This is a genomic window from Geminocystis sp. NIES-3708 (genome assembly GCF_001548095.1).
Lineage (GTDB): Bacteria > Cyanobacteriota > Cyanobacteriia > Cyanobacteriales > Cyanobacteriaceae > Geminocystis.
In genome coordinates, this window is the sequence record NZ_AP014815.1 from 1,220,200 (window position 1) to 1,238,571 (window position 18,372).

Annotated in this window: 10 protein-coding genes; 7 read left to right on the forward strand and 3 right to left on the reverse strand. The window is 32.3% G+C overall.

Annotation, left to right across the window (positions count from 1 at the left end; all coding sequences use genetic code 11):
- Window positions 1-28 precede the first annotated feature (28 nt).
- The 3 genes from deoC (at window position 29) to GM3708_RS05330 (ending at window position 3,374) form a co-directional block, all read left to right on the forward strand.
- On the forward strand, window positions 29-703 hold the full coding sequence (gene deoC, locus GM3708_RS05320) for a deoxyribose-phosphate aldolase (RefSeq protein ID WP_066344711.1): 675 nt from the start codon (window positions 29-31) through the stop codon (window positions 701-703).
- A gap of 217 nt (window positions 704-920) precedes the next feature.
- Complete coding sequence (recO, locus tag GM3708_RS05325; protein WP_066344712.1) at window positions 921-1,751, forward strand: DNA repair protein RecO; 831 nt, start codon at window positions 921-923, stop codon at window positions 1,749-1,751.
- Window positions 1,752-2,012: 261 nt separating this feature from the next.
- Window positions 2,013-3,374 (forward strand): MFS transporter, encoded by a 1,362-nt coding sequence (locus tag GM3708_RS05330; RefSeq protein WP_066344713.1) that lies wholly within the window; start codon window positions 2,013-2,015, stop codon window positions 3,372-3,374.
- A gap of 356 nt (window positions 3,375-3,730) precedes the next feature.
- Here GM3708_RS05330 and GM3708_RS05335 read toward each other — a convergent pair whose 3' ends face one another.
- Both GM3708_RS05335 and GM3708_RS05340 read right to left on the reverse strand, forming a co-directional pair.
- On the reverse strand, window positions 3,731-6,118 hold the full coding sequence (locus GM3708_RS05335; RefSeq protein WP_066344714.1) for a dynamin family protein: 2,388 nt from the start codon (window positions 6,116-6,118) through the stop codon (window positions 3,731-3,733).
- Between the two features lie 138 nt (window positions 6,119-6,256).
- A complete protein-coding gene (locus GM3708_RS05340) occupies window positions 6,257-6,991 on the reverse strand; it encodes a hypothetical protein (protein ID WP_066344715.1) in 735 nt (244 codons plus the stop codon).
- 183 nt (window positions 6,992-7,174) lie between these two features.
- Here GM3708_RS05340 and nuoH point away from each other — a divergent pair, with 183 nt between their 5' ends.
- The gene (gene nuoH / locus GM3708_RS05345) at window positions 7,175-8,293 is read left to right on the forward strand and encodes an NADH-quinone oxidoreductase subunit NuoH (RefSeq protein ID WP_066344716.1); all 1,119 of its coding nucleotides are present in this window, start codon (window positions 7,175-7,177) and stop codon (window positions 8,291-8,293) included.
- Between the two features lie 88 nt (window positions 8,294-8,381).
- On the opposite strand, the gene GM3708_RS05350 is transcribed toward nuoH, so the two are convergent.
- The gene (locus GM3708_RS05350; protein WP_066344718.1) at window positions 8,382-9,386 is read right to left on the reverse strand and encodes a pentapeptide repeat-containing protein; all 1,005 of its coding nucleotides are present in this window, start codon (window positions 9,384-9,386) and stop codon (window positions 8,382-8,384) included.
- Between the two features lie 513 nt (window positions 9,387-9,899).
- Here GM3708_RS05350 and GM3708_RS05355 point away from each other — a divergent pair.
- From GM3708_RS05355 to GM3708_RS05365, 3 genes are all read left to right on the forward strand, one after another.
- The gene (locus GM3708_RS05355; RefSeq protein WP_066344719.1) at window positions 9,900-11,015 is read left to right on the forward strand and encodes an FAD-dependent oxidoreductase; all 1,116 of its coding nucleotides are present in this window, start codon (window positions 9,900-9,902) and stop codon (window positions 11,013-11,015) included.
- A 301-nt stretch (window positions 11,016-11,316) separates the two neighbouring features.
- Window positions 11,317-14,703: a methyl-accepting chemotaxis protein gene (locus GM3708_RS05360; protein WP_066344721.1), complete on the forward strand. Its 3,387-nt coding sequence runs from the start codon at window positions 11,317-11,319 to the stop codon at window positions 14,701-14,703.
- Window positions 14,704-14,971: 268 nt separating this feature from the next.
- On the forward strand, window positions 14,972-18,340 hold the full coding sequence (locus GM3708_RS05365; RefSeq protein ID WP_066344722.1) for a GAF domain-containing protein: 3,369 nt from the start codon (window positions 14,972-14,974) through the stop codon (window positions 18,338-18,340).
- Window positions 18,341-18,372: the final 32 nt, after the last annotated feature.

An 18,372-nucleotide genomic window follows, 5' to 3' on the forward strand; every position in this document is an offset into this window, starting at 1 on the left:
ATATGAGTATAGTAACAGGTTTTAAAAAATGGTAATTTCAGTTACGGATATTGATATAGCTCATTATATTGATCAAGCAATACTTAATCCTATGGCAACAACAAAAGATATTGAGCAATGTTGTCATCAAGCTATTCAATATAATTTTCCCGCAGTGTGCGTTTATCCTAGTGCTGTCAGAAAAGCATCAAAATTACTACACAATCAGAAAATAAAAGTGGCAACGGTAATCGGATTTCCTACGGGTGCAACCACAACTCGTTGTAAAGTTTACGAAGCCGCCGAAGCAGTCGAGAATGGTGCATCAGAGCTTGATGTGGTAATAAACTTGGGTTGGTTAAAAGAAGGAAAATCAGAATTAATTTATCAAGAAATAGCTTCTATTTGTGAAGAAACAGGACAAATCGTTAAAGCTATTTTAGAAACTAATCGTTTAACAGATACAGAAAAACGCTTTGCGGCTGAAATTTGTATGGATGCCGGTGCAAGTTTTTTAAAAACCTCTACAGGATGGTTTGGTGGTGCTACCGTTGATGATGTAAAGTTTTTACATAATATTACCAAAGGCAAAGTGCAAATTAAAGCCTCTGGGGGTATCAAAGATTTACAACAAGCGATAGACTTAATCAATGCTGGGGCAACTCGACTTGGTACATCTCAAGGAGTAGAATTAGTTAAGCAACAGAAAACAATGAGTAATTAATAATAATCGTTACATTAACAAAAAAATGCAAGATTTTGGTTACTTTTATTCAACAACCCAACATTTAAAATCTGATTCTATAAATAAAGTATTCTCATATTGAGTCACAATATTGAAATAAACATCTTTATTGATAATATTTCTCTTAATCTCCTAGTCTTCTAACCTCACCAAAAAACTTTTTCAGCAAACTATAATTACTTATTACTTATCCTCCATGAGCCTTACATATCAGACTACTGGAATTATCGTCAGAAAACAGGGTTTTGGGGAAAATGATTTATTGATTACTCTTCTTTCTCCTGAAAATGGATTAGTAAAGGCGATCGCTCCTAACGCCAGAAAACATCAATCAACCTTAAGAGGAAGAACAGAATTATTTGTAGTAAATAAATTTCTCATGATTAAGGGAAAAAATCTTGATCGTATTTCACAGGTAGAAACAGAAAAAACCTATCGTAAATTGAGCCAAAGTTTAGGTAAATTAACTGCCAGTCAATATTTAGCCGAATTAGTTTTAAATTTAGCCATAACACAAGAACCACAATCAGAATTATATGTGATCTTGAATGAACATTTACAGCGTATTGAGCAATTATCTCCCAGTGAAAATCTTTTTCCTTATATCTCCCAAAGTGTTTTTCATTTTTTAGCCATAACAGGAATAGCTCCCAATGTTTATAGTTGTGTTCAGACTCAGGAGGCAATTATTCCTAACTTTGAACAAAAACACTGGAAAATAGGATTTAGTTTTCAAGCTGGTGGTTTACTGAAAACTCTTAATACTTGTAAAATTAACCCTCAATCAAGTCAGATACCAATCAATAGTCAACTAAATGCTCTTGAATTAGCATTATTGCAGAGTTTAGCCCATAAAATTTTATTACCAATCAACGAAATTCTCCCCTGTGTTTACCCAGATTCTGTGATCGAAAATGGATGGATTCGAGTAGAAAAAATACTTAAGGGTTACATAGAATTTTACTTAGGTCATGCGCTAAAATCAGCACAGGTTATTAATACTAAATCATTAACTATCAATAATTAAATGAAAAACATAGTTGACGATTAATAATCTTTAATTGATCAGACAAATTAAATTTTTTTATGATTAAACATTTTCTATAATTATCTGGTATAGTTTACAATTTTCAAAATTCTCTAAGTTATAATAAAGTGATACATATTTATAAAAAAACTTACATTCCTGTAACAATTTTATATTAAGATAAAATCAATAATAATATTTGATTCATGAAATTAATTTAATTTATTATGAATAATTAAAACTGAATAAAAGTTACTAAAAATGCAAGTATCAGACACTGAAAAAGAAGAAAAATCTTCTATAGAATCTTTTAATTTTGACAACCTAGAATCAACCTTTAATCAAGAACACTCTAGCACAGGATTTATGAATGTATTGAGAAATACAAGTTTTTTAATACTCTGGCTAGGACAGATTTTTTCTCAATTAGCGGATAAGGTTTATCTAGTTTTAATTATTGCTATTATTAGCGCCAATTTTCAATCAGAAGGTCAAAGTATTAGTGGTTGGGTTTCCATGGTAATGATTGCTTTTACTATCCCTGCTGTATTATTTGGTTCATTAGCTGGAGTATATGTTGATCGTTGGTCAAAAAAAGCAGTTTTAGTAATTTCAAATTTACTCAGGGGAATACTGGTTTTAATGATTCCTTTTTGCTTATCAATAGATAGTATAAACAAACAAATTTTTTCTTTTCCTTTTGCATTTTGGTTACTATTATTAATTACATTTTCAGTTTCAACATTAACCCAATTTTTTGCTCCTGCCGAACAATCAACAATCCCTTTAATTGTCAAAAAACAAGATTTATTAGCGGCTAATTCCCTTTATACCACTACGATGATGGCAATGCTAATAGTTGGCTTTGCTATCGGAGATCCTTTGTTAGTATTAGTAGAAAAATGGGGAGAAAAATTTGCCTTTAATTATGGACAAGAATTATTAGTCGGTGTTTCCTATGGAGTGGCAGGATTAATTTTAATTATTCTTAATACTCAAGAAAAAAATCATCATAAACAAACACAAGAAAAACATCCTTTTGAAGATATAAAAGAAGGATTACGTTACTTAAAGAAAAATCATCGAGTACGTAACGCCTTATTTCAATTAGTAATTTTATTTTCAATTTTTGCCGCTTTAGCAGTATTAGCCGTACGTTTAGCCGAAACAATTCCCGGAATGGAGGCTTCACAATTTGGCTATCTTTTAGCTTCCGCAGGTTTAGGTATCGGTATTGGTGGAACATTTGTCACCCATCAAGGAAAAATGACATCCCATGCCAAACTTGGTTTCTGGGGCTCGATTGGTATGGCTAGTGCATTAAGTGGCTTATCAGTATCGACTCATAGCTTAGTTTTTGCGTTAATGATGACAGTTATTTTGGGATTTTTTGCCGCCTTAGTTGGTGTGCCGATGCAAACAACCATTCAAGCTGAAACTCCTCCAGAAATGCGAGGCAAAGTTTTCGGATTACAAAATAATGCTGTCAATATAGCCTTATCTTTACCTTTAGCTTTAGCTGGTGTTGCTGAAACTTATTTTGGTTTAAGGGTAGTTTTAATTATTTTGGCTTTATTAGCTGTGGGTGCTAGTGCATTAAATTCTCTGATTACTCCTAAGTAAAATCTCAGTTAAAATGAGTTCGATATAAATAAATTTGTTGGAAATTAGGAGATTAGGAGGGAATTAACTTAAAATTATTAAAATTAATTTTCGACAATTCTTTCTTAAATATAATTATTTTCAGTTAGTAAAATTCAGCATTTAATTAGTATTAAACTCTTATTTATAAAGGTCTTTTATATTAAATTTAAGTCAGTTAAACAGAAGAAAAATGACGAAGACAAGATTAGTAAATAATTAATTAGAATGAATGGTAATACTTTTTAACTCTATAATTTTTACTTTTGCCTCTTGTCTCTTGCATAACTGCTTATTCTCACCAATAATTTTCGATTAAAATAAGGTGATTTTTAGACTTATTCATAAACAGTAATTAAAGGTAATTTACGTTCATAAACTTGCATTGCTTCTAAACAGTTATTAATATTATAAATTGCTTCATTATAACTTTGAGCATCTTGTATAATTTCCTTTAATAATTGTTGATTATAAGCGATTTTTTCTACAGCTTCTTCTTCAAGAGTTTGTTCTAAATTTTCTCTGGCTAAGTCGTGTTTTTCTAAGATATTTTCTTTCATTTTTTCTGCTAAAGGTAGCAAATTGGTTTTGATGGTGTTATTAATTGTTTGTCGAAAAACTTGGCGAATTGTTTTATAAACTTTTGGCTCAAAATCGAGTTTTAATAGTTGACGAATAGCTGGTTCAGCTTCTATCATGGCAGTAACATCAAAGGCTTGTGATGTCTGTTTTAAGGTTTCTCTGAATTGATAAATAGAAAATGTACCTTCACTATAAAACTGAGAGGTTTCTCTTACATACCGATCACATTCAATTTGGGCTGACGTTTTTAACGCATAAAAGAGTTTATTTCCTAACTCTGATAAATCGTTTTCAATACCACCATCATTACCTAATAAACGATCAAGTTGACGGTAGAATTCTTGTTGTCTAACATCAAAAATTAAGTTTGTGACAAAATTAGATACTAAAATTTCTAACTCCTCAATCAATACATCTTCAAGGGAGTTAGAAAGATAGTACAAAGCTTCTACTAAAACGGCAATTAAAGGAGCTGTTTGGTTACGAGGATGAGCTTTTACTGCACGACTATAGGTGTCACTGACAGAAAAAGTTTGCAACAATTCATCAAGGTGATTGACAAAACGACTTTGTAACTTTTGAAAACCTTGATCAAATGCTGGATTTTCGCTGTTAATAATTTGGTTAACTGCTTCGTTTACATAGTCATAAAAACTTTTGCCAATTTCTTGTAACTCAATATTGACAAAATTTAATTGTTGTTGTTTCATTGCCTCAATTTCTTGAGGTTGACTGTTCAAATCTTGCTGTGATTTTTGATAAAATTTCTTTAATTCTATACAAATAGGATGTAAATCGTCAGCTAAATTTGTAAAAAGTTGTGGACGTTTTTCCTCAGTTAAGTAACGGGTAATTTCTTGTTTAAAATTATCTATGCCACTATCTTTAATTAACTGATCAATTAAAGGCATTCCCCATTCGCTTAAAATCCTTAAATAGTTTTGATTGGGCGTTTCATAACCATTGACTGAAACTTTAAAATTAGTAGTAATTAATTTACCTGAATTAGCACAATAATTATTAAATTCACTAACAAATTGAGGAGTTTCTTCTTCCCCACCTAAACCTTTTATACTATCAGCAAAAATGCTATCTAAACCAAAACGATCACTGAAAGAAGTCTGTTTAATTTGAGTACCATAAAATCCCAGTAAACCACTTGTTTTATATAATCGATTAGTGTGATGAAAATCAGTGTTAATTAAACTATCTAATCTCTCTCTTAATTGGCTATTATACCATGTTTGATCAATGCGATTAAATACATAAAAAACTCGATCTCTGATAGCAGAATTAGACTTAATTTTCTCCAACAAATCCGTTTCAGCTTGAGTTAAATCTCCTGCCGCAGCAGGTTTCAAAACAGAAACTACAACTGAAGTATCAGGATCTTCGATTTTATTGAAAGCTAAATCTGCATCTTTTTTGATAGGTGCATCAATACCGGGCAAGTCAACTAAAACGTTACCATCTTCGAGTAAAGGATGATTACAATAATAATCAAGACGTTTCAACACCGCAGAATTTTTCCCTCTACGCGCATAAGTAGCCGCTTCAGTAAGATTATTAAAGTTAAATTGTGCCATTGAATAAGTAGCGTTATTTTTAGGGTGAATTTTCTCTTTATTCTCTTCAAAACCCTCTAATAATAATTTTAAAGCGTTAGCTTGTTTTGCCTTTTCCGATTTATTAACCCCACCTTCTTGATTGATAATTTGCTCACATTGCTCTTTAATTTGAATAATAACATGAGACTGATTCACGAAAATATCCGTCAAATTTATATTGAGATGTCTAGCGAGGGTTAAAATCTGTTCTAAAATTTCCTCTTCACTTAAAAAGGTTAATACGACTCTTTCTTGATCTGGTTCTGAATATTCTATGTAACATTCAATACCTGTTGCGTGACCTTCTGCACTATAAAGTAATTCACGACCTAATAAACCGTTGATTAACATTGATTTACCAGCACTAAATGCACCAGCAAATACTATTTCAAATTTTGGGGCAATGGCTTTTTGTAGTGATATTTCTAACTTAGAGGTTTCTTGATGAACTCGTAATTCAGAATTTTTCTTGATTAATTCAAGAATTTGATTAACTTGAGATGCTAGATTTTCGCACTGAGGAGGAATTTTTGTCATAAGAAAGTGTTAAGATTAGATTTCATGTTACTATCTTAACTCAATATTTCAAAAATAAATTAACTTGTTCATAATTGTTTATGCACAATTAAATAAAAAAAAATTTACCTTTTTTTTAACTATATATTTTTTTTACGATTAACTATCAATAATAACTGGAGTTTTTTCTTTCAGATGCTGATAAATTTTAGTATTAGTTTTTAATGATTGAATAGATGTCAAAGATATTTTTTCAAGGCTTTTTTGAAGTCTATTGATTATAACTGGTTCAATTTCAAGATCTTTTAATAAGATAAAATATTCTTTAATCTGATTAATTTCAGAAGAAGTCAATTGATTATGATGGCATAATTCCATAATTTGATTAATAGCCCATAAACGCTGTAAAGGTTCATGGCTATTAAGTAATTTTATTAATTCATCAAAAGAGGAAATATTTTCGTGATTTTGAATAGACTTTTTTTTCCATAACTTATCACTCATAAATGCAATACTTGCGGTGGAGAACATTGTTTGCCAAATAATTCCCCATGCTAACCACTTATTATCTATTTCTGTCCAAATATTCAAAATTATATAACTAGCTATTGCCAAAGTTCCAGCCGTAGTAACAGATAAAATTAATTGCTTATTTTGATAAGTTAAAAGTTTAGTTAAATATCGATGATAATTTTTCCAAGGAATGTTTTTTATTTGATAAGAAAATAACATTGTGCCAACAAAAATTGAGGTGGCTAAAATAAGTTTTATATCGCCAACACTCAAAGTTAATCCTAAGAAAAATAAATAAAATTGACGATTATTGACACATCTCCAATATTGACGACGGAAAATCATATTTTGAGGAAAAAAATTAGGTCGATAAATAGACATTTTTTTAAGATTGACAATTGATAACGGATAATTGACAATATTGTTTGGTGATTATAGTTTAAGAATTAATTACTAATTCAGAATAATCTTATTAAAGAAAGAATTATTGACTTTTATAAGTATATTTTAAATTTGGTGCAAGATCTAAGTAAAATAACATTGAGATCTATAAAGTAACTGACAATGAATTCAGGAATTGATTTACAAGGTAGTTTTATCACCTCCCTCACAGATTTTGGTTTATCTCCAGAATTGGCAAAAACCCTTTGGATACCTTTACCCTTAGGGTTAATGATTATCGGTGCAACCGTAGGAGTCTTAGTTAGCGTTTGGCTAGAAAGAAAAATTTCTGCGGCAGCACAACAAAGAATTGGTCCTGAATATGCAGGTCCTTTGGGTGTACTTCAACCTGTGGCTGACGGTATCAAATTAGTTTTCAAAGAAGACATTATACCGGCAAAAGCTGATAGTATCTTATTTACTTTCGGTCCTGCTATTGTAGTAATACCAGTTTTTCTTTCTTATCTTATCGTGCCTTTTGGACAAAATTTAGTCATCACCGACTTAAATGTGGGCATTTTTCTTTGGATTTCTCTTTCTAGTATTGCACCTATCGGCTTATTAATGTCTGGTTATGCTTCTAACAATAAGTATGCTTTGTTAGGAGGGTTAAGAGCCGCTGCACAATCTATTAGTTATGAAATACCTCTTGCTCTATCGGTATTGGCGATCGCCATGATGTCCAATAGTTTAAGTACAATTGATATTGTAGAGCAACAATCAGGTTATGGTATTTTAGGATGGAATATTTGGAGGCAACCCGTTGGTTTTCTAGTATTTTGGATAGCAGCCTTAGCAGAATGTGAGCGTTTACCCTTCGACTTACCCGAAGCAGAAGAAGAATTAGTCGCTGGTTATCAAACAGAATATACAGGGATGAAATTCGGTTTATTTTATGTAGGTTCTTATGTTAACCTAGTATTATCTGCTCTAGTTTTCGCCGTGTTATTTCTTGGTGGTTGGGATTTTCCGATTCCCTTAAATAACCTTGCGAATTGGATAGGAGTAAGTGAAAATACCCCTTGGTTACAAGTCATTACTGCATCTTTAGGTATTAGTATGATGTTATTAAAATCCTATTTTTTGATCTTTATTGCGATTTTATTACGTTGGACTGTACCTCGTGTCAGAATTGATCAATTATTAGACTTAGGCTGGAAATTTTTGTTGCCAGTATCTTTAGTTAACTTATTACTAACTGCCGCCTTAAAATTGGCTTTCCCTGTTGCCTTTGGAGGATAAGTTTATAATTAACAATTAACAATTAACAATTAACGATATAAATTTTTCCTCGTCTTTCCTCTCCCAAGTCATTCCCCTCAAGGTTTTTCTAAAAATGAATTTTACCGTCTGGCATAGTTACTCCTTCCAAAATTGTCTCCGATAAATCTACTCCTGATAAATCTGCATCTCGAAGATTTGCACCGCTTAAGTTCGTATTTTTTAAGATTGCACCATTAAGACAAGCACCCCAAAGATAAGCACCCTGTAGGTTAGCATCCGTTAAGTCTGCACCCATCAGATTAGCCATATTCAAATTAGCAAAACTTAAATCAGATGATCGCAAATCAGTTTCACTCAGATTACTTTTCATTAAATTAGCTTGAATAATCTCTGCACCTCTTAATTGTCCATTTTGTAGATTAACATCTTTCAAGTTTGCCTTATTTAACACACTACGACGCAATACAGAATTGGTTAAGTTACTACCAGATAAATTACTTCCGTATAACTTCGCCCCACTCATTTTTGTTTCCGTTAAATCCATAGCACTAAAATTAACCCCATGTAAGTCTAAACCATTAAGAAATGAGCCTTTGAGCTTAATTCCGTACAAACTTGCACCTCTTAAATTTGCACCACTCAACCTTGCATGGTTTAAATTACTCCAGTTTAAATTTGCACCTTGTAAATTTGCCCCTCTTAAGTTAATACCGTCTAAATTAGCACCGCAAAGATTAACACCGGGTAGATTTGCCATGTAAAGATTCACCCATGTTAACACTGCACCACTTAAAGTTGCTCCTTCAAGATTAACTTTATTTAATTGGGCACCATGTAAATCAGCTTTAGTCAAATCCGCCTCAATTAATAAAGCTTCTTTTAGCTTAACAAAACTTAAATTTGCACCATATAAAAAAGCACCTCTCAAATCAGCTTCCAAAAGAAAACAACGCTCTAAATTAGACCATGCTAAATGTGCTTCAATAAGTTTAGAATTGGATAAATTTGAGTGACTCAGTTTCATGCCACTTAAATTAATTTTACTTAGATTAACATTACGAAAATCTCTATCTCCGTCTTTATATCTTTTAAGTATTTCATTAATAATCATCAACTTTTCTCCACAACAACTCTCAACTTATTAATAATTAACCATATTATATTAATGGCTAAATTTTTTTTAAAGAACTTTGGTTTAAATTATTATATATTTTTTTTTAATAAATTTCTTTCAAATAAACTCATTAAACATGAAAATTATTTAAACTTTATCTTTATTAATATTTAAAAAAATTTTTTTTATTTAATTTTACATTATCTATTAACACTTATTTTATAATATTGACAAAAAAAGACAATAAAGATACAATTATCTTTGAGCAACTAATGTTAACATAATTGAAGACGTGTCTGTTCGATTAGCTCAAATACATCTAAGTGAAATGATAAGTGAAACAATAGACAATAGTTTTTTAGATTTTTATTAATTTAACAAAAGCAAGTTAAATGTTTTGTAGCTTAATTGGAAAATACCAAAAACAATTTCGGACAAAACAAGTTAAAAAAAGAAATAATATAGAAATATTTTTTGTTTAATTTTACCATTTTTTACTAATTGTTTTTTATGTTAAATTTAGTATTTATTGGCGGTGGACATAGTCATGTTATTGCTCTAAAATTATGGGGAGAACAGCCAGTATCAGGAGTAAATTTTACCATGATTAGTAATGTCAAAAAAACTCCCTATTCAGGAATGTTACCCGGTTATTTAGCTGGTTATTATAACTATGATCAAAGTCATATCGACTTAGAAATATTAGCTAAATTTGCTAAGATAAAATTAATTATCGATTCAGTCATTGATATAGATACTGAAAATAAAAAAATTATTTGTGATTCTAAAAATATTATTGATTTTGATTTACTTAGTGTTGATATAGGTAGCACTCCAAAAAATAATGATATTGAAGGAGCAAAATTATATACAATTCCAGTAAAACCAGTCAATTTATTAATAAAAAAGTGGGAAGACATTATTAATAAAAGTGAAAAAAATAAAATGTTAATATTGAATATCATCGGTGGTGGTGCTGGTGGTGTTGAATTAGCAATGAATATTCATCAAAAATTAAGTACTATTTTGACAAATGAGAACTTTAAAATTAATTTGATTCATAAACAAGAAAAATTATTATCAAATTATCATAAATTAGCTAGTAAAAGAATAACAAATATACTCAAAAGTAAGAATATTAATATTTATTTGAATAGTATTGTTAAAAAAGTTTATCAAGATCATCTTATCACTAAATCAGGATTAATAATTAAAGGTAATTATCATTTTTTAGTTACTCAAGCCTCCGCACCTTTATGGTTAAAAAATGGCACCATTGCTACGGATAAAGAAGGTTTTATTCTCATCAAAAATACTTTACAATCCATCAATTATGATTATATTTTTGCCACAGGAGATATTGCAACTATGATTAATTATTCTTATCCAAAAGCAGGAGTTTTTGCAGTCAAACAAGGCAAACCATTATATGAAAATATTTGTAATTGGTTAAATAAAAAACCTTTAAAATCTTATCATCCTCAAAAATATTATCTAAATATAATTGGTATAGGTAATCAAAGCGCCGTAGCGATTTGGGGTAATTTAGTTTGGGAATCACCCCTAGTTTGGCAATGGAAAAAATACCTAGACCACACATTCATGGAACAATTTAGACATCTATAACAACCTTAAGTATGGAGTTATGATATTTTTTATCGGTGTTATCTATCAGTTATCATTGTTCAGATTTCAATTAGCATTCAATTATACTAAAGTTTATAAATTTATTTTTTAATTTTTTATTATTCACAAATGATTTAGGATTGCTATAGATAATTATCGAACTATTAAACAAAATTAAAAGATTGAATTTCCTTGAATTGAGTTAGAATTAAGAGCATATATTTAGCTAACTAATAAGTCTTAAGACTAAGTAAAAATACGTATATTAAATTTAAGCCTAAATCATTAGAGGAAAGATTCAATGACCCAAACTTCTCCACAGCAACCTAATCAAGAAAAAAATATTGAAACTGAAAATAACGTTTCTTCCCCTACTAATCAATTATCCAACAACGATAAAACGACATCTTCTGCTGATAGTATTAAAAATAAAGGAAACACGAACAATACAAAACAACAACAAGAATCTCAAAGTATTGTTACTTGGTGGCAAAATAAAAATCTTAGGTTTAAAAGTACTTTCGTCGCTATCGCTTTAGGAATCTTACCTATCGTGGTTGTGGGAACAATCATTTCTGGTTCGGTTCATACAGCATTTCGTAATACCATTGAAGAAAACGAAATTCATGAAGTGGAAAGTATTTCTAGGGAAGTTAGCTTACTTTTAAATGATCGCTATATCGATATAAAAACTTTAGCCGAAAAATTTCCTCATTTTCCTGCTTTTCAAACTAGAAATAAAGCAGAATTAGCTAACGAATTAAATAAATATCAAAAAATTTACGGATATTATGATAGTATCGCCATTTTTGATAATCAAGGTAATGTTATAGCTCAAAGTAACGGAAAACCTTTAGGAAACCATCTCAATCGAACTTATATAAAAAACGCTAAAGCCATAAATGGAGCTGTGGTAAGTCAACCTGAAATTTCTAGCACAGACGGAATTTTTAGCATTTATTTTGCTTCTGTTTTAAAAAATCCTGTGACAGGACAAAATGAAGGTTTTATTCGCACTCGCTTACCTGTTTCTGAGCTTCAAAAAATCATCTCCAATGGTGAAGAAACAAAAGGAGAAGTGGTTTATTTAGCAGATAAAGATAATCAATTATTTCTTTCCTCTACTGGTGAATTTTTGACAGGTATGACCAGTGTCGGTACGATGACAACAGACAAAAATATAAAACCTGTAAAAATAAATGATGTTTTTCCGAAACTCAAATGGGCTGAAGATCAAAAAGAACCTTTAACCATGACGGATAATAACACCCTAACAAAAACTAAACAAATTCTTGCTTATCAAAAATTTAATCCCGAACAAGATGTCCTCAAATTAAATTGGTCTGCGGTAATTGCAGGAGATACAAACGTTATTTTAGCCCCTGCTAATCGTATTTTAAACTCAATTTTCTTAGGAGTAGTTTTATCTTCGGCTCTTGTTGGTTATATTGCCTTTGTTTTAGCAGAAAAGTTGATTGCTCCCATTACAAAAACATCCTCTACCATTAAAAAAATTACTGCTGGAGATTTTGATATACAAATCGAAGTAGAAGGGAAAGATGAAATTGCTGATCTAGGTAAAAGCATAAATGAAATGACTACACAGTTAAAGCAACTCTTGGTAGAACAACAATTATTTGCCAGTCAGTCTAGTTTACTTAAAAATATTACCCTAGAAATGACAAAAGCGTTTAACGTTAATGAGGTTTTCCAAATTGCTGTAACGGAAATTCGTCAAGCCTTACAATCTGATCGAGTAATAGTCTATAGTTTTGATGAGAGTTGGAAAGGTACAGTTATCGCCGAATCCGTTGATCGAAACTATCCCAAAGCCTTAGGTGCACAAATTCATGATCCCTGTTTTGCAGATAATTATGTAGATAAATATAAACAAGGAAGAGTACAAGTAACCCCAGATATTTATAAAGCAGGTTTAACCCAGTGTCACCTCCAACAATTAGAACCGTTTGCTGTAAAAGCCAATCTCGTTGCACCTATTATCGTTGAAGGAAAATTATTAGGTTTATTAATCGCCCATCAATGTTCTTCAGCCCGTAACTGGGAAAGTGGGGAAATCGACTTTTTCATGCAAACTGCCACCCAAATGGGCCCTGCCTTAGAAAGGGTAATGTTGTTACAAAACCAGCAATTAGATAGTTTCTTATCGGGCAAATTAAAAGATATTGGTTTCAAAATTACTGAATCTTTAACCAAAGAGAAAATTTTTGAAGTCGCTACCAATATGGGTAGAGAAGCCTTAAGAACAGATCGGGTTATTATTTATACTTTTGATGATGATTGGAAAGGTACGGTTATCGTCGAATCTGTTGATCCAAATTATCCTCAAGCCTTGGGTGCAAATATAAAAGATCCTTGTTTTGCCGAAAAATATGTAGATAAATATAGACAAGGTAGAGTACAAGCGACCAACAATATTTATACCGCAGGATTAACTAGCTGTCATATTCAACAATTAGAACCCTTTGCCGTTAAAGCAAACCTTGTTACTCCCATTCTTGTAGATGGAAAATTATTAGGATTACTTATTGCTCACCAATGTGATGCACCTCGTCAATGGACAGACTCTGAATCAACCTTTCTCTCTCAATTGGCTACCCAAATCGGTCCTGCATTAGAAAGAATACAGCTATTAGCTAAACAACAACAATCAGAGTTGGAACAAAGAAAAGCAAAAGAAACCATCCAACAACGAGCGTTAGAACTATTGATGCAGGTTGATCCTGTGTCTCAAGGAGATTTGACTATTCGTGCTAGTGTAACCGAAGATGAAATTGGAACTATTGCTGACTCTTATAATGCTACTATCGAGAGTTTGAGAAAAATTGTAACTCAAGTACAAGGCGGTACAAAAGCCGTTAGTGAAGTTATTATCGAGCAAGAAAGTTTTGTTGATAATTTAGCTACAGAAGTTGTTCGTCAAGCTGATGACATCAATATCGCCCTTGAAAAAATCCAGACTTTATCCTTTAGTGCCCGTATGGTACTTGATAATGCTGAACAAGCAGAAGAAGCTGTTAAACAAGCTAACCACAGTGTAGAAGAAGGGGAAGTTGCGATGAATCGTACCGTAGATGGTATTCTTGCCATTCGTGAAACCGTAGCGGAAACTGCCAAAAAAGTTAAAAGATTAGGGGAATCAACTCAGAAAATTTCTAAGGTAGTTAACCTCATCAGTAGCTTTGCAGATCAAACGAACCTTTTAGCGTTAAATGCTTCTATTGAGGCAGCCCACGCCGGAGAAGAAGGAAGAGGTTTTGCGGTGGTTGCGGAAGAAGTTCGGTCTCTCGCTCGTCAATCAGCCTCTGCAACGGCGGAAATTGAAAAAGTGGTGGCTGAAATTCAAGAAGAAACCAACGAGGTGGTAAAAGCGATGGAGTCTGGTACTGAGCAAGTAGTAGAAGGTACAAGATTGGTGGAAGAAACCCGTGCTTCATTGACTAATATTACCGCCGCTTCGGCTCAAATTAACCAATTAGTCACGGCGATCGCCACGGCAGCGGCAGAACAGTCTCAAACTTCCGATGACATTACAGAAACCATGGCAGATGTAGCGGGAATTTCTAACGATACTTCTAATACGGTTAAAAAAGTATCTCGAAGTTTCAAAAAACTGTTAAAAGTATCTCAAAACTTAGAGCAAAGTGTTAGTAAATTTAAAGTCAAATAAATCTCCCTTCCCCATTTTGGGGAGTAAATTAACAAGGGATTTAGAAGTAGCAAAATCTTTTTTAACACTATTAAGGAAAGAGTTATGACATCTATTATTCCAAAACCAAAATTATCTTTTTGTAAATTTATCAATCAATTACTCGATCAAGTGGCGATCGCATCATTTCTTCAATCTTTCCCGAACTAAACTTAACTATTTTAGAAATATTTAATTGATACGAATAATTAACAACTTATTCACTATTCACTATCAACTATTCACCATCATGACTCAAGCACCAGAAAGACCAAAATTAAGCCTATCCTCCACAACGAAAACCAATCCAGCCGTAGAAATACCTTCTTCTGTTAACGTCACCCCGAAGAAAAAAAAATCAAATCCCATAGTAAATTGGTTTTATGACCTCTCTATTCGAAAAAAACAATTATTAGTATTATTCACCGCTCAAACTATATCCATTTTGGCGTTATTGGGGGTTGGAGTAACTCAGATTATTGAAGGGGGAAGAGAACAACTTGTCAATCAATCAACCTCTGAATTAGAAGCCACTAAAATTAATTACGGTATCAAAATTAATCAAATGGGTTTTGGTTTTCGTGGACAATCTGATAACGTAGCAATTATTAATGCCGCTTTAACTGATGTTAATGGTGGTAATTTAACTCCACAACAAAAATCTGTTATTAAACAAATTCTTCAAAACGAAATCAAAGCCCGAAATATTGAATATGCGACTCTGGTGGGGATAGATCAAAAAATTATTGTCAATGCTAATAGCGATCGCACAGACCAAATTTTTAATCCTAATGGTTTAGTCTCTGAAGTTATTAATAATCCTGAACAAATTAAAACCACAGAAATTGCCTCTTGGAAAGATCTCGTAAAAGAATCACCACCAATATTACCTATTCTGCCACAAAATCAAGATGTATTAATCCGTTATACCTTTACTCCCGTCTTTCGTCCAAATACATCTCAAGTGATTGGGGTATTAGTTTCAGGAGATGTAGTAGATGGTAAATTTTCCATCGTAGAAGACACTATTAAAGAATTTAATGGCGGTTATAGTGGTATTTATAAAATCATCGAAAACCAAAAATTTGATTTATCTAGTGCTTTAACAGAAAATGATACGAATAAAGGACAAACCATCGCCTCAGAAAAAATACTTAATCTTTCGTTAGAAAATCTTGAGGATATTGTTTCCCTTCGAGATCAGATAGGAAATACTACTTATACTTTTACTGCTCAAATCTTGAGAAATTTTGAGAATCAGCCCGTCGGAGTCTTAGTAAGAGGAACTCCTGAAACTGCATTGAACCAAATTATATCCAATAGTTTAAGTGCCCAAGGACAAACTGCTGCAACAGTATTAATTATTAACGTATTATTAATTTTAATTTTAGGACGAGTAATTGCAAAACCCATTGAGTCATTACAATTAACCGCCGAAAAATTTGCAGAAGGAAATTATCGTCTTCGTGCGAATGTTTTAGGAAAAGATGAAATTGGCAAATTGGCAAGTACCTTTAATGATTTAGCTGATAACATTGAACAAAGCGAATCTATCCTTATGTTAGATTCTACTAAAGTTAGTTTATTCCAAGAAATTACAGGAACGACAACCCTTGATGAAGATGATGTTAATAAAGTTTTCGATCGTGCATTACCTAAAGCAAAAGAAATTTTAGAAATTGATCGCCTTGTTATTTACCGTTTTAAACCTGATTGGAGTGGTTATATTAGCAACGAAGCTGGAGATTTGGATTTACCTAGTGCACTAGATGAAAAAATTAATGATCCTTGTATTCCACCAGAACTAAGACAGGCTTATATTAACGGTCGAGTTGTAGCCACACAGAATGTTTATACCGCAGGATTTGCTCCTGAACACGAAGATTTAATGTATCGTTTACAAATTAAGTCCAACCTAGTAGTTCCCATTGTAACTCAAGGACAATTATTTGGTTTATTAATCGCCCATCATTGCCGACAACATCACGAATGGGAAGAAAGAGAGATCGCCTTTTTAGGTCAGATTGCTTTACGATTTGGAGTAATTTTAGATCGGATCAATATTTTGAAAGATCAAATGGCAGCAGCCACAAGGGCAGAACAATTAAAAGAAATTACTCTTGCTTTAGCCGCTAGTTTAAATCGTAACCAAGTATTAGACACTGCAGTGAGACAAGTTCGTAATGCTTTAAAAACTGACCGTACTATCGTTTATGAATTCGATGAGAGTTGGAAAGGTACAATTACAGCTGAAGCTGTCGGGTTAAATTTCCCTTCTGCTTTAGGTGCAACTATTGCAGATCCTTGTTTTGCAGACAAATATGTAGAAAAATATCAACAAGGTAGAGTTAAAGCAACTTCTGATATTTATAGAGCTGGTTTAACTCAATGTCACCTCCAGCAATTAGAGCCTTTTGCCGTCAGAGCAAATTTAGTTGCTCCCATTTTAGTCAATCGTAAATTAATTGGTTTATTAATCTGTCATCAATGTTCTGATGTGCGTAACTGGGATACTAACGACATTGAATTATTCAGTCAACTAGCCACTCAAGTTGGTTTAAGTTTAGAACGAGTAAAACTTCTTGAATTACAATTAAACTCCGAAAAAATTCAACGGGAAGGAAAAGAATTATTACAAAAACGAGCATTAGAATTATTAATGCAAGTTGATCCTGTTTCTCAAGGAGACTTAACCATTCGTGCTAGTGTAACGGAAGATGAAATTGGAACTATTGCAGATTCTTATAATGCCACTATCGAGAGTTTAAGAAAAATTGTATCTCAGGTACAAATGGCGGCGGTAGAAGTAGCACAAACGACTATTAATAATGAAAATGATGTACGGATGTTGCGGGATGAAATTGAAGAACAGGTAACAAATATTTCTGAAGCCTTACAAACTATCAATCAAATGAGTCGCTCAAGTAACTTAGTCGCTGAAAATGCAGAACAAGCAGAAGAAGCTCTCCAAAAAGCTCAAGAAAGTCTCGAAATAGGAGACTCGGCGATGAATCGTACGGTAAGATCTATCATCGAAATTAGATCAACTGTACAACAAGCATCGGAACAAGTCAAAAAATTAGGAGACACTACCCAAAATATTTCTACTGTAGTCGGATTAATCGGACGATTTGCCGCTCAAACTCACCTTCTAGCTTTAAAAGCATCCATTGAAGCCGCTCGTGCAGGGGAACAAGGAACTGGTTTTGCGGTAATTGCTGAAGAAGTAAGATCTTTAGCCACTCAATCAGCTCAAGCAACTGCTGATATTGATAAACTGGTTAATGAGATTCTCTCTGAAACTAAAATCGTTGTTACTGCTATGGAAGAAGGTAGTGACCAAGTAATTGAAGGTAGTAAACTGGTGGAAGAAACTCGCCAAAGTTTAAACCAAATTGCAGCAGCTACTATCCAAATTAACGAATTAGTTGAAGCCATTGCCGCAGCGGCGTTTGAACAATCAGAAAATTCAGAAAATGTAAAATTGAAAATGGGGGATGTAGCGAGGGTTGCACAAAAAACGACTCTTTCAGTAACTCAACTATCGGATTCTTTTGTAGAATTACAACAAGTAGCCCGTACGTTAGAATCTAACGTTTCTCAGTTTAAAGTCAGCTAAAACAAACAATTAATTAATAATTAACAATTTTC

Coding starts and splice junctions, on each gene's coding strand:
- deoC (WP_066344711.1), top strand. CDS start 29: ATGGTAATTTCAGTTACGGATATTGATATAGCTCATTATATTGATCAA.
- recO (WP_066344712.1), top strand. CDS start 921: ATGAGCCTTACATATCAGACTACTGGAATTATCGTCAGAAAACAGGGT.
- GM3708_RS05330 (WP_066344713.1), top strand. CDS start 2,013: ATGCAAGTATCAGACACTGAAAAAGAAGAAAAATCTTCTATAGAATCT.
- GM3708_RS05335 (WP_066344714.1), bottom strand. CDS start 6,118: ATGACAAAAATTCCTCCTCAGTGCGAAAATCTAGCATCTCAAGTTAAT.
- GM3708_RS05340 (WP_066344715.1), bottom strand. CDS start 6,991: ATGTCTATTTATCGACCTAATTTTTTTCCTCAAAATATGATTTTCCGT.
- nuoH (WP_066344716.1), top strand. CDS start 7,175: ATGAATTCAGGAATTGATTTACAAGGTAGTTTTATCACCTCCCTCACA.
- GM3708_RS05350 (WP_066344718.1), bottom strand. CDS start 9,386: ATGATTATTAATGAAATACTTAAAAGATATAAAGACGGAGATAGAGAT.
- GM3708_RS05355 (WP_066344719.1), top strand. CDS start 9,900: ATGTTAAATTTAGTATTTATTGGCGGTGGACATAGTCATGTTATTGCT.
- GM3708_RS05360 (WP_066344721.1), top strand. CDS start 11,317: ATGACCCAAACTTCTCCACAGCAACCTAATCAAGAAAAAAATATTGAA.
- GM3708_RS05365 (WP_066344722.1), top strand. CDS start 14,972: ATGACTCAAGCACCAGAAAGACCAAAATTAAGCCTATCCTCCACAACG.